This window comes from Enterococcus sp. DIV1420a (assembly GCF_051712165.1).
Lineage (GTDB): Bacteria > Bacillota > Bacilli > Lactobacillales > Enterococcaceae > Enterococcus > Enterococcus faecalis.
Genome location: NZ_JBIOOI010000001.1, coordinates 47,741 through 71,199, shown reverse-complemented (window position 1 = coordinate 71,199; position 23,459 = coordinate 47,741). Strand labels below are relative to the sequence as shown.

Here is a 23,459-nt window from a genome sequence, read left to right as displayed (position 1 = left end):
GGGAGGTAAGTCAAATTGGCTTACCTCCCTAGCTTTAAATCCTAAGCTAAAGGTCGTAAATTTTACTCGTCTTCTAAATTTTCCAATTCTACAACTTTAAAGTTTTTCCGCTCTAAATGTTCTACAATGGCTGTACACGTTTCGGCAGTTGTGCCGGCTGGTAAAGTAATAAGTGTGCGACGAACAAATTCTTCACTATCGACATCCAATGTAATACAGCTGGCGATGCTGCTATATTTGGCAATGATTTTTGAAATGGCTGCTAAGTCGCCTTGTTGACCAACTGAAGCAATCGTTAAAACATAGCTCCCTTGTTTTACATTCCAAGATTGCGCTAAAATATTTAATAAGGTGCTGTGTGTTAAAATACCATAAAAATAATTATTTTCATCTAAAACAGCAATGTAAGGTAGTTCTTTAATAGTAAAAAATACCTTGAAAAATGAAGTGTTGACATAAATAAATTTTGTGGCATTTTTTAACAAATAGGTAACAGGTAAACTCATATCGCCACCGTTTGCTTTATGGCGGTAAATATGCATTTTATAGATATTTCCTCGGAAAATTTTTCCAGATTCGTCTAAAATTGGGACACAACGGTAACCTGAGTCTTCTAAAATAGAAAGAGCTTCTTCTAGAGTACAAGATTCATTGACGGTTGTTAAATTATCTTTTTTAATAACTACAGATTTTAATAACATAAACAGGCCTCCTAAGGGTTCATTTTTAATAAATTTATCATATCATAACTTAGCAGAAAACAATAGCTGAGACCTCAGAATAAAAGCAATTTTGTTAAAATAAATAGAAAATAAAGAAAAATCAGATATTTTATAAAAGAAATCAAGCACGTATTCGCGATAATGGTAAAAAATTACGTAAGAATCGGCACAGCGCTTCTTTAAAAAGTAAACTAAGTGTCTAGTTTTTACCCAAAAGATTATAAAATGATTAGAAAAAATAATCCTCTCTCATTTTAAAAGAAAAAGAGGAAATGATTAAATAACAAATTAGAAAAGACTTCTAGTGAGGCGTTTTAAATCACTATGAAGTCTTTTTTTGTTGATACTAATTTATTTGATTTTTTAAAAGAGAGAGGGTTTCCCATGTCAGAATTTAATTTTTTTAAAGTGGATCGCGTGTATCGCGAATTATACTATCAATTTCCCGAAGTTTTTATCACTTCCGATAAATACGCAACTATGAGTGATTCAACAAAAATCGCTTATATGTTGTTAAAAGCTAGACTAGAATTTTCAATTAATAAAAATCAAGTAGATGAGGAAGGAAATGTTTATTTCATTTATACAGTCAACGAACTATGTGAAGTCCTAAATTGTGGGAATAAAAAAGCAATTAGGATTAAAAAAGAACTGGAAAATTTTGGTTTATTACTACAAGTCGATATGGGTTTTAATAAAAAAATGGGTAAGCGTAATGCAAATAGACTTTATTTAGCTGAGCTTAATGTTGACGAAAATGATATTTATTTACTCCGACAGTTTGATGAAAAGAACGCTAGAAACGTTGATATAAGTGAAGGTGTCAAAAGCACACCTAGCCCCGAAGAAAAGAAACCAATGGAAACAAGTGATAGAACAGAAGGTGTTAAAATGACACCTAGCGAAAACGTTGGTATGAATGATGATGTCAAAATTACACAAGAATTAGATAATCCAGTGCTTAATACTAAAAAGATAGATACCAAAGAGATCGATACACCGGCTGATCATTTATTCAGTGGTTGTGAAGAACGTGAACAAATCGACCTAGAAAAAATGTATGAACAAGATCGTTTACTGCGAGAAAATTTTGCGCAAACCTATGCGCAAACATTTTTTACCGGACGAGCTTTAAAACAAATGGCTATTTTTAGTCCTAGTATCGAGGCTGCGGTTGAAATGATTGATATTGCCTATCAAGCGAAGCGCAAGGTGGAAAGTAGACGTAACGCCGCTTTACAAAAAGAAGGGGATCAACCATTTAGATTTGGTATTCTAGCGGATTCTTTCAAAAACGCTTTGGCAGATTGTGTGATCCGTTTCTTGTCTAAAGAATCGATTAATCGCAATAAAGAGAAACCGTATCGAAATCGTAGTAGCGTGTGGTATACCACCGTAGAGACTTTTTGGGAAGCATGCATGTTAACACAAGAATCATTAAGTGATAGACATGCGTTTCCATACGGTGAACAGGCAGACTTATTACCAGATATCGAAAATATGCTACGTAAAGATAAACAAAAGAATAAGCAAGCCGTACAACAACAAATCTATTCTCGAAAGAAAACCAACGGGGTAACCATCAGTATGCATGATTGGCTACACGAAGGGAGTGAATAACATGGCTAGAGGGCAAGGAGTCTTTCGTTTTAACGATTTAGAACGTTTTGGGACACGCTGCACGCTGTTTCCAACGTTTGACACCTATCACTTACCGGAAGGTAAGACGCGGATGGTTCGAAGAATCAGACACTTCAAAATGGATGGTTCGGTAGCCATAGAAATCGAAACCTATCACGAAAGGAATAAGGAGCGACACAGAGAAAAGCAACGAGTGCCGTTAAAAGAGATTTATCCTGATATCAAGCATGTCTATAATCAACATGGACAATTAATTGCTCGTCGAGTCATAAGGGATAAGTCAATCCAATGGGTATCAAAATGAAAACAAGCAGGAATATTTGATAACCAGCATTAGCTAAAAGATCAGCGCTAAAAGGGATTTAAAACGAAATATAGAATCACTTGAAACCAATCATTTTGTCTTCTTTGACGTACCTTAACAGGTTGTCAGAGAGCAAGGGATGGCTAGTAGCAGTTGTGAAAGTTTGAAGGGGAGCAGTCGGACTTAAAGAGTCTGCGGGTAAAGTTAGGGCGTACGCGCCAGTCCTTTTTCGAAACAACGTCGGTTCTTTTTAACGTAGGTACAACAACGAATCGGTACTTATGAGTAAACGCTGTTTCCACTTAAACTTGACATGTACTGGAAAGAGGACGTTTCCTGGTAACAACAACCAACTAAAACTAGACAGAACTTGAACAAACACAACACATAGCTCCTAGTCTAATCAGAGCCGCTACTAAGGGGACTAGGTTACGTACATTTCTGAAATAGTGAAATAACACTTTCCGTAATGGGAAAGCTTTTCTAAAGGTTTTTAAACGTCTTTAGGAAACGTATGCGGTCGTACATTCAGACACTTGCTTCACAAGAAAGCATTTACCGTTGTCTGATAGGGTCCTGGGTCCGGACGCCATAACCCAGTCGAACCTGCCGTTAAGGCAGGTCAAAGAAGACAATGTGTGTAATTAAGAGGGAAAACGGTATAGAAAAACTAATTTCAGAAATAACTTTACCGGAAAGAGAAAAGTTATTGATAGTCTATTCAGCATTATTAAATGGAAAAATCACCTTAATAGTAGAGAGTTCTCGATGAATGTTACTCCTCATATTCGATACTAGATAATTTTATCATCTTATTATCAATATCGATCTCAGTATGAACTTGGTAACAGTCAAGTGAGTAAATTGAGATTGAGTTTTCCGTAAGTTGTCCATAGAAAAGTTCGCTTTTATCTGCAGATGTGGATTTAATACACACTTCATTTTTATTAGTTAAAATGGAGAAGTTTAAATTTTTTGATTCAATGGTCCAATTATGAATAGTCGTTTGTCTCAAGATAATAACCTCCTAATGAATTTTATAATCAATATAGTATCTAGAAGAATTATAACAATATTAGAATAAAATTGATACGAACAAATTTGAAAGCTTTTTAGTTGTCTGATAGGGTTCTAAGTCCGAATCAATACGCCAGTTAAAACTGTCTTTAGGGTAGTTCAAAGAAAACAACAGGTGAACAAAGTGACAAATATAGGAAGTATAGTTCTTTAGATAGGGGTTATTTCAAAAAAAGGAACTGAGTTCAACTCAGTCTAAATTCTGCTGTTCGCCTTCCTAGAAGCTAAATTCATATTGATTATGAAGTTGATAAAGAAGATAAAGCTAGCGATCTTAGTCATATATCCAGAACTAAAAATTAGAAGTAACGCAGAAAGAAAATTTAGTAGAGCAATGTATAGAAAAATATTATTCAATTTCTTCATGTAATATGGCTCCTTTCATGATCAAATATACGCTTATTATTAATTTTTTTGGAATAGTATTTTAGTCAGTATACGTAGTAGTTAGTGGCTTTAGAAAGAAGATAAAACAATGGAAAAATCATTTAATCAGTAGTGAGATAATTATATATTTCGAAGGGAGGCTATGAGGGTGAACACATTCATGAAATATCGATTAACCAATGAAACTCGAAGGTTTCACGGACGAACACTTTATCGCATTCAAGCATTACAAGATTTTTTGGATGTGAAAGCAGGGGATTTTGGGGGCTTTGTCCAAAAGGACAATAACCTGGCACAAGCTGGCAACTGCTGGATCTATGGTCAAGCTATGGTATATGATCACGCATGGATTCATGGCAATGCAAAAGTATGCCGTTTTGCGAAGGTCTTCGGTCAGGCAGAAATCAATCACGAAGCGTTAGTCACCGATTATGCTCAGGTATTTGATCAAGCGTATGTCTTTCACCAAGCCTTGGTGAGTGGCAATGCGAAAGTTTATGATCAAGCTAAAGTCAGTGATAACGCGCAGATGAAAGATTATGCTGAAATTTATGATCGAGCTTGGCTTTATGATCAGGGAGCGCTAGGCGGTAGAGAAAAAGCCGGAGGCTGTGAGCGAATCATTAGCCATAGCTATGCTAAAAAGAAAATGCAATGGCAATTAAGCATATGGACAAACATTTAAAGGCTTAAACATAAAAAGGAAGGTTGCTTCTTGATATGGTTATTTCTACTGGGATTGGTAGTAAGCGGTGCATTGGGTGCAACTATCATGGCCTGTATAGTGATAGAGAAACGAAGTGATCCCACAGATCATTCTTAATTGATGCCACTTCTGTAGATAAGATTCTTATAAATGTTAAAAAAAGTTATCCACTTATTGACTAGTGAAATTAATAAAAAAGGGAATGTAGCAACATTGAAATTTTATAGTTATCAGTTAATAATTGCCATAAACAGTATTAAATATCGAAACTAATAGTAGATAAAACTTTTAATTACTATTTAAATAAAATGGAAACCAAATTAACCAATAAATAAATTAAAAGGCGGGATAAGAAATGATTTATGCTATAAAAAGTGCTATTTTTACGAATTATCTTGGTCGTGTGTTACAAGAGTTGAATCTCAATTATCACCCGCCTTGAAGGGGAAGAATTAGCGTTGAAAAAGACCGAAGGTCGTTGGATAAAATCATGTAACAACACAAATAAATGATAAGGATTAATTCATGATGGGAAAAAAACGAATAAAGCTAATTGATATCAACTCTCAAGAAATTCAGGATTTAGAAGAAATCAAACAATTATGGGAGGAACAAAAGCCGTTTGTTGGTAAGTTAACTTTAGGAATTGTTACAGAAATACTTATAAAAGAAGAACTAAAGCGATTAAAAAATAAAAACTAAGGTAAAGAAAGATGAGGGATTTAAAGATGAAAAAAATGATGACAGGGCTGTTCCTATCAGCGATTACACTAGGAGGTTTAACCTTTTCACAAACGATTGTCCATGCGGACAATTGGAAAGCCAATACACCCGAACAAATTCAGATTACCAAAGATCAAAAAGAGTATACGTTGAAAAATGGCGATACCTTATGGGCAATCGGTCAAAAAATTAATATTAATGTTGAGGCACTCGCAAAAATTAATCATATTGATTTAGCTAAAGGGGAAGAGAAAAACTTGCCTGTCGGTCGTGTCATTAGTTTTGATGGAAACATGGTAACAGTGAAAGACGCGGATGGATCAGTGGTCGATAAATCAGAAATTAAAAAAGAAGATAAAGTGGATCCTAAGAAACCAGTTGGGGAACCAGTAAGCTTTAAAAAAGTAGAGGATACGAAAGAAGCACCAGCGTTAGTAACACCTGAAACTGTAACGCCTGAAGCTGAGGCAACGAATGACACAGCAACTGGAGCGTTAGAAAATACAGAAACACCTAGTGATACTGGAAGCAATACCACTGTAACATCTGCTCCACAAAGTCAACCTATGGCACCAGCAACAGCTACGACACCGGCAGAAACGCCAGCACCGAAACCGGTTGAAGCAACACCAGCACAACCAGTAGAACAACAAAAACCAACTCAACCATTAACGATTGAAGAAATGCGACAAAATGTAGATATAACAAAAATCCCAGCTGAAATCCTTTTAAATGAAGAAACGGCAAAAATGTGGGGTGTTTCAAGAAATAACGGTTGGATTCCTACTCCATATCCAGTTGGTAGTGATGAATTAATGAATTTTCTTGTAGAACAAGGTTATAGTAGTTATGACAGCTTTGGAGATGCGTTTATTCAACCTCATCGTTAAGAACAATTAACGTAGTGTGCGTATATTTAATCAAAAAAAGCAGTTTTCCGTCATTGGGAGGCTGTTTTTTTGTTACGTAATACTCCTTAAGTTAGATGCTGTACTGATCAATCATTAAAAAGACAAGGAGGGTATAAAAAAGAGTGAAACTAAAACAATCTAAACAAAAGCTTTGGATATGGTCGTTGCTCATTTTTCAATTAGTGATAATAGCTTTTACATCAGTAATAGCTAACGCCGCAATTACACATCCTAATAAAGTAACGATTGAATATGATGTGAATAGATTATATGCCTTTAGGGGGACTAATTCTAACGGAACACCATTTTATACTGTTTCAACAGGTTTATTTGCGGTTAGCGGAAAAAGTAGAACTCCCGTATTTTGCGTAGAACCGGGGCTTGTTATTTTTAATTCAGTAACACCAGGGTATACTACTGGACCATTACCCGTCATGAATAATAAAGCAAAAAAAACTAGTATCTTGTGGAAATATGCGGGCGCAGATATGGACACTCAAATGGTTGCTCAAACTATAGTTTGGGAGGAAATAAATGGGATAAGAATTACGTCTATTACGAAACCTAACGGGTTATTAATGACCAATTATGGGGCAATTAAACAAAAAATCAATAAAGTTGTAACCGATTATCAAAAAAAACCTAGTTTCAATAATCAAACAGTTAAATTAACAGTAGGTGAATCAGTTACACTAACTGATACGAATAACGCTAACATAGGTAAGTTTGATAGATCTATTTTAAATTCTGCTAATATTAGTTATTCTATCTCAGGGAATAAATTAACTCTTACCCCTAAAAATAATTCAGCTATTAAGGGTGGATTAACTGTTGTTAAATCAGGAGATATGGGTACTCCTGTTGCATATAAGAAAACCGGACAACAAAAAGTTATTGCTTCAGCTATTGATGACCCTAATAGTTTCCACATCAACATCGAAGTCACAAAAACAGCCCCAATAGTTGTTGAGCATCGAGATAAAGTTACGAATGAGTTATTGAAGACAACGACTGAAACCAAAACCATTGGCAGTAACTATTCGTATAAGCCGATTAATCCATTGAAAATAAAAGACAAAACATACATTCCACAAACCACTACTCCCAAGACTGGTACGGTCAAACCTCGGGGGAATAAAGTGGTTTTTTATTATGATCTGGAACGTACGATCACGATTTCTCATGTGGATAAGCGTACGAATGCTCTGATTGTACCAAAAACAGTTGAAAAGAAGCGTCGTGGGCAAAAATACACGTATAATCCTAGAAAAGATTTGAAAAAAGGGACGTACTCCTATCGTGTGTTAACCCCGAATCCAGTGACTGGCACAGTGGGTGGAAATAATATCAATATAACTTTCTATTACGATTTACCTTTAATGGATATTGGGTTTAAACACATTGAAATCCATACGGCGAATGCTAAAAAAGGTTTACCGCTGAAACTGTTGATTGATAAAACGGCGTTATATAGCGACACCAGAAACGAATACGCGCAACAAAAAGTAACCGTTCAAGTAACCGATATAACCACTAGACAAGGGGTTTATGAACAAAGCTTTACGTTACGTGATCTACCCAAAGAAATAACCACTACCATTGCGCCTAAATTCTTAACGAAGAATCAACAACATAATTATGTAGTGCGGTTATTAGGTTTGAAAACCGGAGAGATTGTTTCAAAAGCAGAAAAAATCGATACTGATGGTTACACGGCTTCGGAAAAACAAATCAATGTTACGCCTAAAGAAGCACCTCACATTAGCTATAAGAATGTCATTATGACTGAAAGAGATTATGGCCGTCCAATGGTGAAAAAATATGAACAATTTCGCATGGATACAGTCAAACTCTCTGATCAAAAAACAGGATACGGGTTTCATTATGCAGTTATTCCTTCCTATGAAACTGATTTATCAATAGTAGGAATCAAGCGTGCCTATTTCGATTTATTCTTAGATTCCCATTTAGTAGAAAAAACGCTATCCTATCCAATTGTTGACAATAAAACGAAGCTTTCTTTAGAAGCAACGCTCTCAAACGTAACCAGTAAATTAATTGCGATTAAACAAGAATTACCAACGGTTTTTCTTGAAAAAGAATCGGGAAATGTTTTCTCAGAAAAGCAAAAACAGAAGAACGATCCAGCGATTAAAGAACCCTTGGTTCCTGGCGGCCGCAAGGTCTATGTTCCTATGTGGATTGACTTAGGAAACTATGACGTTATCTTACAATCAAGAGAACCCATCGGGGTCAATGAAATCCAAGTGAAAGTAACGGATCAATTACCGGTTAAAGCTTATATGTTTGGTCACGTGAAATCACCATCAATTAAACAAGATGAAATTATCTTATCACCGGCTCGTTCCGATAATCCATTCCCTAACGGTGTACCTAAAGACTTTACCGAATCAGATCTGAAATGGTTCAAGGATGAAAAATAGATCGTCGTTAGTCTTTAGGGGACTAAACTAAAAAAATAGAAAGGAGGCGATCGTCGGATGAATTTTTTTGTATATCCTGAAGAATATCCATGGCTTTTTACAAGTGTTGTTTTTTCCTCTTCTGTCTATATCTTGTTGCTTATAGCGAAAATGTGTCATGTAGAGATCACTGTAGGTAATGTTCAACAGTATATTGATTATTTTTTGCTAATTCCTCCTTGTTTATTGCTGATTATATGTCTGGTTGGGTGCTTTTTTTGGGAAATGTCTTGGGGAACAGTATTAATTAGCACCACTCTGTTACTTTTAGCTTCTCTATTTGTTTTGGTGGCTAAATTACCGGCATTTATGACACAACACCAACCTCCATTGCTTTTTGGGGGTTCAATGAGCGTACTAGGCTACTTGTTGGCCGGAATTATTCTTTTTCGAATCTTCTCTTTCGGATACCTTTTCTTTGCATGGAAGTCTTATTGGATGGAATATAACAAATTTGCTTTTGTGTTGTTTTACCTAATAAAGCCCATTTTTTATTTTGTGATCTACGCTTATGTCTATCAAGCTTATGCAGAACTAGCACTTTCACCTGCTTGTGTTGCTTGGTCGTATCTGTTGTTTTTTCTTTGTTTGTGTATTGAAGGGGCACTTACCTGTCGTTATCCCTTTCTTTTATAAAAACGTCTGCTTATGATTCACAGGGGCGTTTAATTGATTAATGTTTTCCAAATATGAATCGGGAACCAAAATTAGAACATTCACAGCGAAAGTAGAAAAAACTTTGTAAAATAGCGCATCATCGTTTAATAACGAAGAAAAAACAAATAATTGAAAGGAAAAAACAGAATGAAAGATATAGCCACTATATTTGGGATCTTATTGTTTATTTGTTCGGTGGGATTGGTGTTAGTGTTTTACCAACAAAACGCCAATAGCCAAGACAGTGTCTTTCTGGCAGTAAATGAAACGGTTAAAACAGAAGTAGCCACGCATGTATCCAAAGGTGATAGTCGGGTAAATGTCGGTGAACTTTATTTAGATATACCACAGTTTGAAAAAGAGACGGTCGAAAAATTATCTCAGCCGATTGGTTCAAAAGTGACTGCTGATCAAGTTTCTTTCCGTTACTTAAAAGGAACCAAAGGGCAAATTAAAGCGGTTCGAGCGATGATTAAAGCAGGAAAAAAAGAATATAAAACCACGATTGTCGTGGATACGCACCATGGGTTTTAAGCACAATTGAAAAGATTAGTAAGCTATCCTTTCTTAATGAGAGGATCGTTTTTTATGAAGAAAAGAGGGATACAGTGAATTTTTTTAAACTAATAAAACCTAAAAAAATAGTAGTTAAATCAAAAACACCATTGAAAAAATTAAAAATCGATCCTTTCTTAATAAGAAGATCAATTTTTTATGAAGAAGAGAGGGATAGAGTAGAATCTTGTGAACCAATAAAGCCTAAAAAAATATCGGTTAAATCAAAACAACAAAAACCCAAGCCACCACAACAAGCAGAAACTAAACCAGTTCAACCCGATCCACCAGTACTTGATCCGGTAATAGAAGCAAGAATTATTCAAGCGGTGAATGATGGTATTCGTAGACGGTATGCCCGCTTAAAAATTGCTTGTTTAACCAGTGAGAAAGCTAAAAAAGAATTACGTCAGATTATCTTAGAAGAGTTTCAAGCTGAATTAGAAGGACATAACGAACTAGTAGATAAGATTTTACGAGAAAGCGTTGGGTTAGGGGTCATTGAAGAGATCTTACAAGACCCAACGATTACGGACATTGTTTATAACGGTACGGAATTAGTCATTGAATCGAATGTAAGCAAATGGATACATGATATGCCAATTCCTTTTGAATACATGGAAAAAATTGTTCATAAGTTAGCGAATGCTAGCGGGAAAGAATTTACTACCAAAGACCCCGTGTTAGATATCCAATTCCATAATTTACGGGTGAATGCCGTTCATAGTAGTTTAGCGACAGTTGGCTTAACCGTGGCCTTTCGGATTTCTCGTAGTGCGTTAGTCCTGACCGAAGAAAATTTCCCGGAAATGGCGCCCATAAGGGCGTTAAGCTTATTACAAGCGTGTGTACAAAGTATGTGTAATGTGGTGTTATCTGGTGAAACTGGCGCTGGTAAAACGGAGTGTCAAAAACTATTAATTCAGGCGATTCCTTTTGGACAAAGGATTGCGTTAGTGGAAGATGTCCAAGAATCACACGTAAAAGAGTTATTCCCGGAAAAAGACATTCTAGCATGGCATAGCGGAGAAAAGACTGGCATTAGTGAATTGATCAAAGCAGGACTACGTAACAACCCAAAATGGATCATGGTCACAGAAATGCGGTATGCCCGGGAAGCTTATGAGTGGCTACAGGGGATAATGACGGATCATAAAAGTATCACTACAATTCATGCGGTGTCAGCGAGCGATATTCCTGATCGGATTTTAAGTATGATTTTAGAAGAATTTCCGGTCAATGAAGAGCGTTTTTTGCGCAATATAAAGAAATACATTGATATTGGGGTTCAAGTAAGTGTGCGGGTAGTAAATGGCAAAAAGATTCGTTATATTAACGAAATTATGTATATTACCCCAGAAAAGGACTATCCCTTGTTCTCACAACGTTGTACGAAGGATGGGCATTTATACCCGACTTTTTGTACTGCATTACCAAGTGAATTAGAAGAACGTTTTGTTGATTACGGGGTGACCTTTGATATCGGGGAGGAGGAAGGACATGTTTCAAAAGAAAAAACGGTACGCCATTGATGAATTAAACGCCTATAAAATTGCTTATGGGCGGCCGATTGCCAAAGAAGATTATTTCTTGAACATTGTTCTGCCGGCTTGTTTTGGTAGTGCCATGATTTTCTTATTGTTAAACAGTTGGTTACTGATGGTGCTGGTGGGTCTGGGCTATGCTTTTTACGGGTACCGTGTGTTGTTTCCTTTAAACATTCGCCGATTCTATATGCACAAGGCCTTTGATCAGCGCAATCGTTTTATTAACAATTTAACTCAATTACTCTCCGATCCTACTATGAGTTGGTTTATTGCTTTACAAAGAGCAACAGAACGTTGTGAGGGCGAATTTAGAGAAGATTTAGACCAGTTGTTAGTTGAACTACAAGAAGCTTCTAGCAATGAAATTAGCCAACATTTTCAACGGTTTGCAGAAAAATATAATAACGATGTGGTATTTAGTTTGTTTATTGAACAAGTGGAGACCGTGGCGTTAGAAGGTCGCACCAATATTGATATGATTCGTGACATTAAAACCTATCATAATCAGTTGCGGGAACAAACCAAGCAATTTATGAAACGTAAAAAAAGAATTGTGGACCAATTGGTCCTCTACGTAATCATGAGTAGTGCTATTTTACTGATCTTTCACTTTTTCCCACTGGGCTATGAGGTCTATCTTAAAAGCTTTGCCCATTCATTGATTGGTTGGATTACCAGCGGGCTTTATATGCTTGTATTAACGCTCCATCTGCATAAATCATGTCACTGTTTTTATGATGACGAAATTATGGAGGTGACGGTATGAGTAAGCTTCTAAGAAAAATAAGTGAACCCTTTATTTACCGCATGGGTGAAAAAATGGGGTATTCAGAACAAGAGATCAATACTTTCCAATTAAAGCGGATCGGCCTTAGCCTGCTTTGTTTTTGGTTAGGGATTGGTCTTTTTAAGTTGTTGGGTCTTTATGGTTTAGGCGGTTGCTTTTTGTTAGGTATTCTTTTCTGGTTCGACCAGCGCAAACGATTGATTAGTCGCTATAAAAACTTCTCATTTGTGCGACAAGTTTCCTTTTCTAAGTTTTGTCGGATGTTGATTCCCTATCTGTTAGTAGAAAACCAAGGAAAAAGCCTATATGCCATTTTTAGTCATTTAGCGAAACGGATTGAAGGGGATAGCTTACAAGAGCCGTTGTATCAATTATTAACGGATATGAATGACTACCCTAATGAGATTGAACCCTTTATTCACTTTGCAGAAAATTGTAGCGGCACGGACGAGGCCATAAACTTTATGACCACCTTGTTTTATTTTCAACAAAGTTCAGATGATCCTACGATTATTCAAGAATTAGGCCGCTTAGCCAATGATGAATTATTTGCGGGAGTAAAAGAAATTGTTGATATGAAAGTGCGGCGTTTTGGGAAATATCCCATGTTCGTTGTTTTCTCATTAGGGGTGCCTATGTTTGGTATGATGGGGGCTTTTGTGTGGGAAATTATCAAAGGAAATTTATTAATGAAATGAGGGGGAATCTATGGATAGCTATGTATCATTGTTCTTTAAACTATTAATTGGTGCCATGGCCATGTTTTTATTTTTAGGTGCCTGGAGCGTCGGGATTGCCTTATCAGATATTTCTAATTATAAGCAACAAGTCAATTATGCCATTGAACAAAATGGTGGCTTGACGCCCAATGCTTTAACTTATTTAGCCAAGTATGAAGCTAATGAGAGTCATGGGCATTACAAAATCAGTAGTAAACAATTGGGTCAGAAAGTGGCCTTTGGCGAACGCGTGACTTATGAAATTACTTGTACGTTCCCTACTTATCTGCCAGCACCTAAAGAAGTGACCCAAACGGTAACGGGGATGGCAACTTCACAAGTGCGGTAAAAAGAGAGTGAGGCGAACCTAATGGAAGAAGAGAGCCAAGGTCTGATGATTTTTATAATCAGTTGTTTTTTTGTCGGAGTTGTAGCTGTGGCCGTTAATCATTATCACCCGGAACTGTTAGAGAAGGTGGCTGATTTTTTAATGAACCGTCCGACGAAATTTTAGAAGGAGGTGATCTGATGTTTTTTCATAGTAGTTGTGGTGGCATTATCCATCGAGAGCAACGACCAAAGAATTACTTTTTAGAGCCACCTTAACTGTTTAGCGAAGCTAGGGCGGTTTTAAAAAAGAGCAATAAAAAATAAAATTAGAAATGAGGAAATAAGCATGGAAAGAGAAACGAGTATTTTAAGTTGGGTTATTTATACCGTATTGATTAGTGCCATGATTTTTGCCGTGGCAAAAATTGCTTTTCCAGCATTAACCGATCAAGTGTTTGATTATCTAAAATCATTAATTCCAGTGCCATAAGGTAACCTTATGTAATAAGATTTAAAACAGAAAAAGAAAGTACCAATTGATCACTACTATGGGATTGATTGGTACTTATTTTGAAGGAGGAATGAGTTATGGTACTTGATTTAACAAAAAATCAACCGACGGAACAGAAAAAACTAGCGTTTGAAAAGACGGAACAATTGGCCGTGTTAGATCGTAATGGGAAAGGTTGGACCGTTGAATTAAATAAAGTGTCCTATGATGGTCGTGAACCGGTCTATGACTTACGCTCTTGGTCACCAGAAGGACGAATGGGAAAAGGTCTGACGTTAAGTAATCGGACCCTAGAGAACTTGTTAATTGCGTTAAAAGCGCATTTAGAAGGGGTTGTCCCACCAAACGAAACAGATGAGACCGAAGAAGACCAGGTCCCAGTTCGATTACCATCAGATTTTTAGGCATGTCGTTTAAGTAGCAGGAAGGGAAGAAAAAACATGACGCAAGCTAAAACGAGTCAGGAATTGTTTCGCCAAATTTATGAGGATTTTTCACTAGTCATTAGAGAGTATTGTTTTTTCGATGATATTAGTCCGAATGAGATTCAGTTTTTCGGCGAATTTGCGGCTGCAGTTCACCGCTTGCCAAGTGAAAATCTCCAGTCTGAAGACGGACAATTAGCCATTCAGTCTTATCTTAATTTTTTAGAAGAGACCATCAGACAAGAACGAATGATTCAACCAGTATTTATAGCTAAGTTTAATGATCAAATCAATGCATTGAGAGAATTTTTAGCACAACAAAAATAATTTTAATAAGAAAGCGAATGAGTTATAGGTGGGACACTAAAATTACTTAGGTGTCCCACCTATTTTATTAGGCTTATGGAAGGAGGATCGAATGCGATGAAGAACAATTTGAAAGTATAGCAGCGGAAATCAGGAATACTTATCAACATAGAAATTACAGACTTCAAGGAAAATTTATTAATCAAGCAATAACTTTTCCTAATTACAAGGAGGCGAGCGAATGAGCCAATCCCAACAAGAAGCCTATCAGATAATCTTCAAAAATACGCCCCAAAAACTCTATCAAGTCGTACGAATGCTTTCTATGATGAAACAATTTGCGAAAGCTAAAGAACACAAAAAAAATCAACAAACGTTGCGTGAGAATGATTGGCAGAAGTTTTCTAACTTACGGGCGGAACTAGGCTTACCAGATGCACCTGAATTAGCCACAAAATTTATGGCACTACCACGTGAACAACGAATAGATCTTATTCGTGACTGTGAGAAGAAAGTACTGATTCAAGCAGGTGAAAAAGAGTATGAGTTCTTAATGGGAACCAATAAAATGCTAGCTGAACCCCAACTATTAAATCGAGACCTCAATCTCGAACAATTAAAAAATATGATGACTGAATATGGCTTACAGTTTCATATCAAGGAGCTTCCGGATCAAATGCGGGAGCTCCATTTTTTTGCGAAAGATGCCAACATTGCCGCTCGAGCGATTAATCGGACGCTGGAGACGATTTTAGAGGATCCTGAGACGGTTACGAAACCAACTTTTGAAGCATTAATCAAGCAGGCCCAAAATAAAACCAAAGAAAAAATACAAGAAAAACAGGAAGAACTTCAAACGAAGCAAGGAGCCCCAAGTATCAAGGAAGGAACGAAAGAAGTCGCTGAAACGGCCCAAGATTCGTTAAAAGAGATTTCTTTATTTGATGACCTAAAGGATGGGATGGAATTATGACGAAGAAACAATCTTTTCTTCCGTATGCAGTTTTGGGCGGTGTGGGGGGCTTAATTGCTAATCGTGCCGCTGAACTAGCGCTTGAGGCCCCGGAAGGGGAACGGTTGATAGCGGCATTACAAGTAGCCCAAGAAACGATGTTGCACCCGTTTCATATCGCGACCGCTTCCACTGCTTTATTAGCTGGTGGAATGGTTATGGGAGCGGCAGGACTGGCATATCTGGTGCGGGATACCCGAGAATATATGCCTGGCAAAGAACATGGCAGTGGTCGTTGGGGAACTACTAAAGAAATGAAAGGCTTTTGTAACCGAAAAAACTTTGCAGACAATATTATTCTTGGAGCCGGGTGCTATAAAAACTTTCACGTAGGGAAGAATCCTAGTTTTAATCGTAATAACAATGTCGTTGTTATTGGTGGTCCAGGCTCTTGGAAAACCACGTCGTATATTATGACCAATATTGCCCAAAAAAACTCAAGTTTTGTCTTAACCGATCCCAAAGGACAAACCGTCCACCGGGTGGGAAAAATGTTGGAAAGCGATGGTTATACCATTAAAGTGCTTGATTTTGACACGCTAACTAATACCGATCACTTTAATCCCTTTGCGTATGTCAAAGAAGAGATCACATTGAAAAAGGTCATCAATGCCCTGATTGAAGCCACCAATGCGGAACACGAGAAAAAAGGCGAGCCCTTTTGGGATCGTTCCGAAGAAATGTTAATTACGGCGTTATTTGCTTATCTCTATTATCGCTATCGTGGTGGAAAAAAAGGTTCCGAAGAAGTCAAAGGAGACGGGGGTATGCCGAACTTGGCTCAAATTGGCATGTTGATTCGCTTGTTAAAACGAGAAAATCCGAATGCTGCGAGTCCGTTGGAATTCATGTTTGAAAAGTTTGCCAAAGAATTTGGTGAAGGAAATTTTGCGTATCTGCAATGGCAAAACTTCCTCCGTAACTTTGAAGGCAAAACGCGGGATAGTGTCTTGGCGATTACCATTACTCGTTTTTCATTATTTGATTTGGCTCAGGTAAAAGAGTTCATTAAAGATGATAACTTGGAAATTGAAAAATGGGTGGATGAAAAAACCGCAGTCTTCTTAAAAATTCCTGATCTAGATGATACCTTTAATTTTTTACCGCTACTCATTTTCCTATTAGCCTTTCGAACGTTGGAATACAAAATTGATAATGAACTAGGCGGAGAAGCCACTGTCCCAATTCAATTCTTAATGGATGAATTTTGTAATATCGGTAAAGTTCCCAATATTAAACAAGCCCTCTCGGTCTTTCGAAGTCGATTAATGAGTATTACGATCATGCTTCAAAATATTAACCAAATCAAGGAAATGTATAAAGATAGCTGGGAATCTTTTTTTGGTAATTGTGATGCATGGGTTTATCTATCGGGTTCCACGGAATCGACTACGCAGAAATATTTTTCTGAAGCGGCAGGAAAAAAGACCATTTATGTTAAGAAGCGCGAGCGTGGCATGGTTCGCAGTGAACCCATGGGACGGGAAGTGATAACCGTTAGTGAAGTGGGAGAATTAGATCGACTGTATGCCTTAGTGAAGATTTCTTCGGTTCCGATGTTTAAAGTCCCAAAATACAATTATATGCACCATCCAAATGCTAAGGAGTTCGGTCATAAAGAAGGTGACCCTAACTGGTATGAGATTAAACGCTATAAAAATAGCTTAGAAAAGTTTGAAGACAATGTACAAACGTCCAAAGAAGCGCCTATAGTCATCAATATTGATTGGGCGGCTTAGCGATAAGAACAGGAAAAAAAGACAAAAATAAACCAATGAATGGAGAATAACAAATGAAGACAAACTTACTATATATTGCCCAACATGCGCTAGTATTAGCGACGAAAACGAATGCCAATGATGCTGGAAATAAGATTGTTAGTGGGATCCAATGGATGATTACTGGCGGCGGCGTATTAATGGCAGTGTGGGGCATTGTCCAACTGGTTCAATCTGGTCGACAAGGAGATTCCACTGGGAAAATGGAGGGCTCTTGGTTAATTGTCGGGGGGTTACTACTCCTGACCTTAGGTGCTGGGACGTTGATTGCGGGCGTCTTTGCGAACCCTCCGGGATTATAAGCATGAAAGAAAGAGGCGAGTAACGATGGATTTAGTCAATACCCTGACGCAGAGTATGGGGGAATATTCCCAAAGTGCATTGAACTGGGTCAATACCATTGTAACGAGTTCCACTAGTGCGGTGGGCTATTACCTGGTGGGGTTGTTATTAATTATTGAAGTTGCCCGCATGTTTGAAAAAGTCAATGCTTCCAATGGCGGCCTGGTCACCTTGAAAATGTTTCAAGGTTTGGCTTTTCGGGCGGCCTTAGGCGGCCTAATGGTGGGCTTATCTAGTTACATTTTACATTTTATTCTAGTCATTGGTTTGGGATTGGCCCATTTGGTGGCCAACCATGCCAATGATTCTTTTAATGTCTTTGTGTTACCCAAAGTGGAAATGTCAACGGATATGATGAGTTTGATTGGCGATTTAATGGGGGCCTTTTTGAACCCAACTGAGGCCTTAAGAAAGGGGATTTTGGTACTTTTACTGATGATTATTGGGGCCTTAATCACCTTGTTAGCCTTTCTTATGACGTGGGTAATCGTGATACTGCGCTTTTTCCAATTGTATGTGATGTTGGCTTTAATGCCGATCCCGATGGCGTCTTTTGTGTCAGAAGAACACAGCCATATTGGAAAAACCTATTTAAAGAAGGTGGCTGCGTATGCCTTTCAGCCGGCTGTAATCATGGTGGTTTTTGGGGTGTATCGTTTCTTATCTCAAATCACCATAAATTTAGCCGGGTTAGGCAATCCGCTAGATACGAATACGGATGTTCAGTTTTATCAAAACTTAATTTTAGCGATCGTCTTTATCATTGTTCTGTGGCAGACCCATAAAAAATCTTCGGAAATGTTTGGAGTGTAAAAGAATGGAAATTAAAGTTTTTAAAGATGTTGCTAAAAAAGAAAATACCTACGGGGGACTGACCCTTAAGCAGTGGGGCTTTATCCTGGGGCTAGTGCTCTATTTAATCGGTGATATTTCAAATATCTTTTTCCAGTTTTTACCCATGTGGCTGTTACGGCTACTTTTATTGCCATTGTTAGGTTTAGTGGCTTGTAATGCCATGTATAAGCCGCATGGCTTCTCCTATCCCACCTGGTTGAAACTTTTTATTAAATTTCAAACGACGATTCAAATTAGAACCTATCAAAAAGAAGCGGAAGGAATGAAAAAATATCGTGCGAAAGATTTCCAAAAAAACCGAAAAATCAAAGAAGCAACTACCTCAAAAGAGACTAAAACAGTCTAAGTTAAAACCACCTAAACAAAAAATACCAGCTGCTAGTACGCAAAATTCGTTGTACTATACGGCACTTTTTGAAGATGGACTGATGCATGTGGTGGATCAGCAGTATTCTAAAACTTACGCCTTAGGAGCGATTAACTATACAACGGCTCATATCGAACAACAAAAGAATATTCTGTCTCAGTATAATAAAGCCATTAATTCGTTATCAGAGAAGGAACAATTTCAGTTAACGTTACTAGTGACGAAGACCCCCAAGGGGGCGTACATGCAAAGAACAGCCTATGCTTTACAAAACGATGCTGGGGACGTATTGAGAAAAGAATTAAATCAGATTCTAGCAGATAACTATGACGCTGGTCGAAATAATTGGCAAGTGGAACGGTTTATTACCTTAGGAACTACTGCTGATAATGTTCAAAGTGCCAATAAACAGCTATTAAATATTAGTGAGGCCTTTGCGGATGAACTAATGGGAATTAAAGCTAGCTTTGAGAGACAAGATGGCATGGAACGATTACGAATCTTAAACAAAATTTTGCGCCCAGGGAAACCATTATATGGGAATTATCAAGATATTGCGCGCAGTCGTCGGACCACAAAAGATTTGATTGCGCCTAATTTATTGGATTTCAAACAACCAGGGAAAATAGATTTTCAACTAGATGAACAGTATGGACAAGTCTTGTACTTACGAGATTTCCCACGCAATCTCTCCGACAAAATGTGTAAAGAGTTAACAGAAGCTGAAACGCAAATGGTGATCACCATTCATGCCCACCCCTATTCCATTGCTAAAACGACCCAAAAATTACGAACGGAAGCGACCAACATTGAAGCTGATGTGATCAAGCAAGAACAAAAAGCCAGTCGGAATGGTTCTTCCCCTGAACGAATTGCTCGAACGATCAAAGAGCTGCACAATGACGTGAACGAACAAATTGAATTTGTAGAAGAAACGGGCGACAAACAGATGGCGTCTACGTTCTTAGTGTACGTGTGGGATGAATCTAAAGAAGCTTTGCGTTATCAAGTGGATAAGGTCAAAGCGGTGGGAGAAAAATTTGGGGCTGTCTTTGAGCCCTTGTATTTAACCCAAGAACAGGCTTTAAATGCTAGTTTACCGTTAGGTAAAAACTACCTGGATTTTGAACGGGTGTTTTTACGGGACTTAATTACGCCGAACATTTCCATTAATAGTCCCTTTACCAGCCAAGATGTGCACCATCAAAATGGTACGTATTATGGCATTAACCAGCTTTCTAAAAATAATATCTTAATCAATCGCATGGGGCGTGAGCTGAAGAATGCCAATGGTGGGTTTTTGGCGGTATCAGGTGGTGGGAAATCTTTTGCGGCAAAAAGTGAGATCATTGCGACCATGTTAAGAAACCCTAAAGCAGAGATTATTATTTTAGACATTGAACGGGAATATATGCCGTTGGCAGATTTTTTAAATGGAGAAGTTGTAACGGTGGCGCCGGGGAGTGATACGTCCATTAATATTCTTGAATTAGCCGATCCAGATGCGATGAAAGTGGGCGACGATCCAGTGGCTATTAAATCAAACTTTTTAATTAGCTTGATTACAAACCAACTAGGCACAATCTCGTCTACCCAACGTTCTATTATTGATGAGGTCACGATTCAAACCTTTAAGGAATATGAGACGCCAACATTGCAGGAATGGTACGACGTGTTAAGTAGAGATACAAGTGGTGCTGCACAGGAATTGTTAGAAGGATTACGTTTGTATGTTAAAGGGTCACTGAATATGTTTGCGAAAGCAACCAACGTGAATGCAAATAGTAATTTAACGATTTATGACATGTATTTACTAAAAAATGAAATGAAGACCTTTGGTTATTTAGCTATTTTGGATCGTGTCTGGAATAAGGTAGTTGAGAATCGGGCCAAAGGAATAGAAACGTATGTGTACATTGACGAATTCCAAGTAATTATTAATCCTAATCAACCAACCATTTTACGAGCACAAGCGGCCGAAATTTACGCCCGTATTCGTAAGTATAGAGGGTGTCCGACTTTTATGACGCAATCAGCGGAAACGATGTTATCGACCTTAGAAGGACGTTCTATTCTGTTTAATTCGGATTTTTTAGTATTGCTTGAACAAAAAGGGGAAGTGTTAGAAGCGTTGGTTGAGCGGTTTAAATTGACTGAAAAACAAGCCATGTATTTAGAAAATACAAAGGTTGGGACAGGATTAATTATTGCGGGTGGACAGGTGATTCCTTTTTCAAATCTGATTCCCCAAAACACCAAATTATTTGAGTTAATGGATACGAGTTATGAAGACTAGGGAAACGACGAAGGAGCGCTTTACAGCGAAACAAGGCCCACGCTTTAAGGTCGAACGTAAGCAGTTAACCATTCGGGCGGGGACGATCGCGAAATTTAAACAAAAAGCTGCCTATGGCTCAGCCCGTTATCCAGGGGCAAGTGCCAATGGGAAGTCTGCTAAAAAACTAACGCCTAATGTTAACCCTTTAAGGGCAGCAGGAAAAGTCTTAGTAACCGGCCACGAGACAACCATGAAACAAGCGTTAGCTTCGGATAAAGAAACGACCGCTGACCAAAAAACTCAACCGACGAAACACCCGTCCGAGGCTAAATTTCAACAAAATAAAAACATCCGATACACACTAGATGAAAAAGCAAGTAATCCTTTAAAGAATAAGAATCAATCATCCCCAAGGCGTTTTAGATTAGCTAGCAATAAGCGCAAGGTTATTGAGCAACAAAACCAGCAGCTCCGGTCAAACAAGCCAATGCTGGTAAGGAATGGTAGCCCACTTGGTAAGAAAAAGAACAAACAAGAGCTTCCAGGAAATTCTTGGGGCTCCTCGCTGAAAACGGCCGGGAAAAAACAGTTAATCAATCAAAGCATTACTATTCTAGGACAAGAGGAAGATACTGAAGGGCTAGAACAATTTCAAAGTGGCGTAAAAAATAGTGAGCACCTGTTTAAAACGACCCAAAAGGTCCATGGCTTTGTGACGAAAAATCAAAAATATGCGCAGTCGGTAACCCATGGAAAATTGGATAGTTGGCGTTTTTCCGGCGGACAAGGGGTAAAAAAAACGCAAAAGTTGACTAACCGAGTGATAAAAAGAAATTTTTGGTCACGACAAAAAGCCATTCAAACGGCTCGCCAAGTCCGACAAGCATTTATACAAGGAATTATCCGAGCAATCGGTACCTTTACCACTAGTAATCCGTTAGGATGGTTGATCGCGGGCTTCGTCTTGATTCTTTTTTTATTTTTGGGAATCCTCTTCATGATGACTAGTCAAAGCAATACCGGATCAGAAGGGGGAACGATGTATGTGGAACATTGGGATGGTAAAGACGCCTATCATTCGTCACTGTTGGCACAACGATATGGAATCAAAGCGGAACAAATTGATAGTTTTATTCAAAGTGAAGGTTTTAGCGTTGATGAACGCGCCACCGGTAAAGAGTTTTTGCGTTTACAAGCAAGTTCAGGGATCGACGTCCGGATGTTAGTGGCTTTTGCCCAAATGGAATCCTCGTTTGGAACTGCCGGTGTGGCGCGTCAATTTCCTAAATCAAATTTATTTGGTTATGGCGCAGTGGATAATGATCCGAATCAGGGGGCGGCCTGGGATAATACCCGGGCCGTAACAGAATTTCGAAATTCACAAATTGATAACTTTGGTAACCGAACCATTGCGATTATGGATGAACGAGCACAGGCCTATCACCAAAACAGCTTAAAACCAGGTCAATTTGTGTATTGGACCGCGTTGAATGCTGGAAAACCGCGCGCAACAGTGGCGGAAAAACTAGACCATTGGATTGATACCCATGGTGGCACACCGAAACCACCCGGGGGCTATGGCCCGATTGGTGGTGGGGGAGCTGGTTTAGCAGTATTAGATAAACTGTTAGGCCAACCGGTTAGTGGTGAGTTTGGTGGTGACCCGGGAGAGTGCTACGCGGTTCCTGCGTATTATGCCCATAGTATTAACCCGGCCATTATTTTACGTAATGGAATTAGTGCCAGTGCGATTGGTGAAGATTATCCATGGGCACAATGGCATTGGCAAGTTGTACGTAATCCAAGTTATCGGGACATGCGCCCGGGTGACATTATTAATTTCCGCAATGGAGCGAATATGGGGGCGTGGTTGACTGATCCTTTATACGGTCATACCGGGGTGATTGGAAAACTCCTTGGCCATAATCAACTGTTAATTTACGATCAAAATCCCGGACCATTAAAAACTTGGACGGTTACGTATATTCCTGGGGATGTAGCGTCAGTGATTCACCCTCCTAAATAAAAGTGAAAGG

The 23,459-nt window shown here is 38.2% G+C and carries 24 protein-coding genes; 23 read left to right on the top strand and 1 reads right to left on the bottom strand.

Features of this window, described 5'->3' with window-relative positions; translation table 11 throughout:
* Positions 1–62: 62 nt before the first annotated feature.
* Positions 63–701: a cyclic di-AMP binding protein CbpA gene (gene cbpA / locus IGI80_RS00380; RefSeq protein ID WP_002365057.1), complete on the bottom strand. Its 639-nt coding sequence runs from the start codon at positions 699–701 to the stop codon at positions 63–65.
* 405 nt (positions 702–1,106) lie between these two features.
* On the opposite strand from cbpA, the gene IGI80_RS00375 reads away from it, so the two are divergent.
* From IGI80_RS00375 to IGI80_RS00265, 23 genes are all read left to right on the top strand, one after another.
* Positions 1,107–2,342, top strand: coding sequence for a replication initiator protein A (locus IGI80_RS00375; RefSeq protein ID WP_438722355.1), 1,236 nt, complete (start codon positions 1,107–1,109; stop codon positions 2,340–2,342).
* Position 2,343: 1 nt separating this feature from the next.
* On the top strand, positions 2,344–2,667 hold the full coding sequence (locus IGI80_RS00370; protein WP_438722353.1) for a hypothetical protein: 324 nt from the start codon (positions 2,344–2,346) through the stop codon (positions 2,665–2,667).
* A gap of 1,612 nt (positions 2,668–4,279) precedes the next feature.
* Entirely contained in the window at positions 4,280–4,816 is a 537-nt protein-coding gene (locus IGI80_RS00365; protein WP_438722351.1) for a hypothetical protein, read from the top strand.
* Positions 4,817–5,362: 546 nt separating this feature from the next.
* The gene (locus IGI80_RS00360) at positions 5,363–5,539 is read left to right on the top strand and encodes a hypothetical protein (RefSeq protein ID WP_332115432.1); all 177 of its coding nucleotides are present in this window, start codon (positions 5,363–5,365) and stop codon (positions 5,537–5,539) included.
* A gap of 26 nt (positions 5,540–5,565) precedes the next feature.
* Entirely contained in the window at positions 5,566–6,450 is an 885-nt protein-coding gene (locus IGI80_RS00355) for a LysM peptidoglycan-binding domain-containing protein (protein WP_438722350.1), read from the top strand.
* Positions 6,451–6,593: 143 nt separating this feature from the next.
* Complete coding sequence (locus IGI80_RS00350; RefSeq protein WP_438722349.1) at positions 6,594–8,915, top strand: hypothetical protein; 2,322 nt, start codon at positions 6,594–6,596, stop codon at positions 8,913–8,915.
* A gap of 57 nt (positions 8,916–8,972) precedes the next feature.
* Entirely contained in the window at positions 8,973–9,590 is a 618-nt protein-coding gene (locus IGI80_RS00345; RefSeq protein WP_438722347.1) for a hypothetical protein, read from the top strand.
* 168 nt (positions 9,591–9,758) lie between these two features.
* Positions 9,759–10,145: a hypothetical protein gene (locus tag IGI80_RS00340; RefSeq protein WP_438722345.1), complete on the top strand. Its 387-nt coding sequence runs from the start codon at positions 9,759–9,761 to the stop codon at positions 10,143–10,145.
* 131 nt (positions 10,146–10,276) lie between these two features.
* Complete coding sequence (locus tag IGI80_RS00335; protein ID WP_438722343.1) at positions 10,277–11,698, top strand: ATPase, T2SS/T4P/T4SS family; 1,422 nt, start codon at positions 10,277–10,279, stop codon at positions 11,696–11,698.
* Positions 11,667–12,479: a hypothetical protein gene (locus IGI80_RS00330; protein ID WP_332115426.1), complete on the top strand. Its 813-nt coding sequence runs from the start codon at positions 11,667–11,669 to the stop codon at positions 12,477–12,479. The genes IGI80_RS00335 and IGI80_RS00330 overlap by 32 nt, the downstream gene beginning before the upstream one ends.
* Positions 12,476–13,198 carry a hypothetical protein gene (locus IGI80_RS00325; RefSeq protein WP_438722341.1) on the top strand — a complete coding sequence of 241 codons (723 nt, stop codon included), beginning with the start codon at positions 12,476–12,478 and terminating at the stop codon, positions 13,196–13,198. Before IGI80_RS00330 ends, IGI80_RS00325 begins: the two co-directional genes overlap by 4 nt.
* A gap of 10 nt (positions 13,199–13,208) precedes the next feature.
* Positions 13,209–13,568, top strand: coding sequence for a hypothetical protein (locus IGI80_RS00320; protein WP_438722339.1), 360 nt, complete (start codon positions 13,209–13,211; stop codon positions 13,566–13,568).
* Between the two features lie 21 nt (positions 13,569–13,589).
* Positions 13,590–13,733 carry a hypothetical protein gene (locus IGI80_RS00315; RefSeq protein WP_332115423.1) on the top strand — a complete coding sequence of 48 codons (144 nt, stop codon included), beginning with the start codon at positions 13,590–13,592 and terminating at the stop codon, positions 13,731–13,733.
* A 162-nt stretch (positions 13,734–13,895) separates the two neighbouring features.
* Positions 13,896–14,039, top strand: a complete 144-nt coding sequence (locus tag IGI80_RS00310) for a hypothetical protein (protein WP_332115422.1) — start codon at positions 13,896–13,898, stop codon at positions 14,037–14,039.
* 98 nt (positions 14,040–14,137) lie between these two features.
* Entirely contained in the window at positions 14,138–14,464 is a 327-nt protein-coding gene (locus IGI80_RS00305) for a YdbC family protein (RefSeq protein ID WP_438722337.1), read from the top strand.
* 36 nt (positions 14,465–14,500) lie between these two features.
* Positions 14,501–14,812, top strand: a complete 312-nt coding sequence (locus tag IGI80_RS00300; protein ID WP_438722336.1) for a hypothetical protein — start codon at positions 14,501–14,503, stop codon at positions 14,810–14,812.
* A 220-nt stretch (positions 14,813–15,032) separates the two neighbouring features.
* Positions 15,033–15,764 (top strand): hypothetical protein, encoded by a 732-nt coding sequence (locus tag IGI80_RS00295; protein WP_438722335.1) that lies wholly within the window; start codon positions 15,033–15,035, stop codon positions 15,762–15,764.
* The gene (locus tag IGI80_RS00290; RefSeq protein ID WP_438722334.1) at positions 15,761–17,542 is read left to right on the top strand and encodes a VirD4-like conjugal transfer protein, CD1115 family; all 1,782 of its coding nucleotides are present in this window, start codon (positions 15,761–15,763) and stop codon (positions 17,540–17,542) included. Before IGI80_RS00295 ends, IGI80_RS00290 begins: the two co-directional genes overlap by 4 nt.
* Before the next feature lie 53 nt (positions 17,543–17,595).
* A complete protein-coding gene (locus IGI80_RS00285) occupies positions 17,596–17,883 on the top strand; it encodes a hypothetical protein (protein ID WP_438722333.1) in 288 nt (95 codons plus the stop codon).
* A 25-nt stretch (positions 17,884–17,908) separates the two neighbouring features.
* Positions 17,909–18,736, top strand: a complete 828-nt coding sequence (locus tag IGI80_RS00280; protein ID WP_438722332.1) for a type IV secretion system protein — start codon at positions 17,909–17,911, stop codon at positions 18,734–18,736.
* 4 nt (positions 18,737–18,740) lie between these two features.
* The gene (locus IGI80_RS00275; RefSeq protein ID WP_438722331.1) at positions 18,741–19,124 is read left to right on the top strand and encodes a PrgI family mobile element protein; all 384 of its coding nucleotides are present in this window, start codon (positions 18,741–18,743) and stop codon (positions 19,122–19,124) included.
* On the top strand, positions 19,054–21,441 hold the full coding sequence (locus tag IGI80_RS00270; protein ID WP_438722330.1) for a VirB4-like conjugal transfer ATPase, CD1110 family: 2,388 nt from the start codon (positions 19,054–19,056) through the stop codon (positions 21,439–21,441). The genes IGI80_RS00275 and IGI80_RS00270 overlap by 71 nt, the downstream gene beginning before the upstream one ends.
* Positions 21,431–23,449 carry a CHAP domain-containing protein gene (locus tag IGI80_RS00265; RefSeq protein ID WP_438722328.1) on the top strand — a complete coding sequence of 673 codons (2,019 nt, stop codon included), beginning with the start codon at positions 21,431–21,433 and terminating at the stop codon, positions 23,447–23,449. The genes IGI80_RS00270 and IGI80_RS00265 overlap by 11 nt, the downstream gene beginning before the upstream one ends.
* Positions 23,450–23,459: the final 10 nt, after the last annotated feature.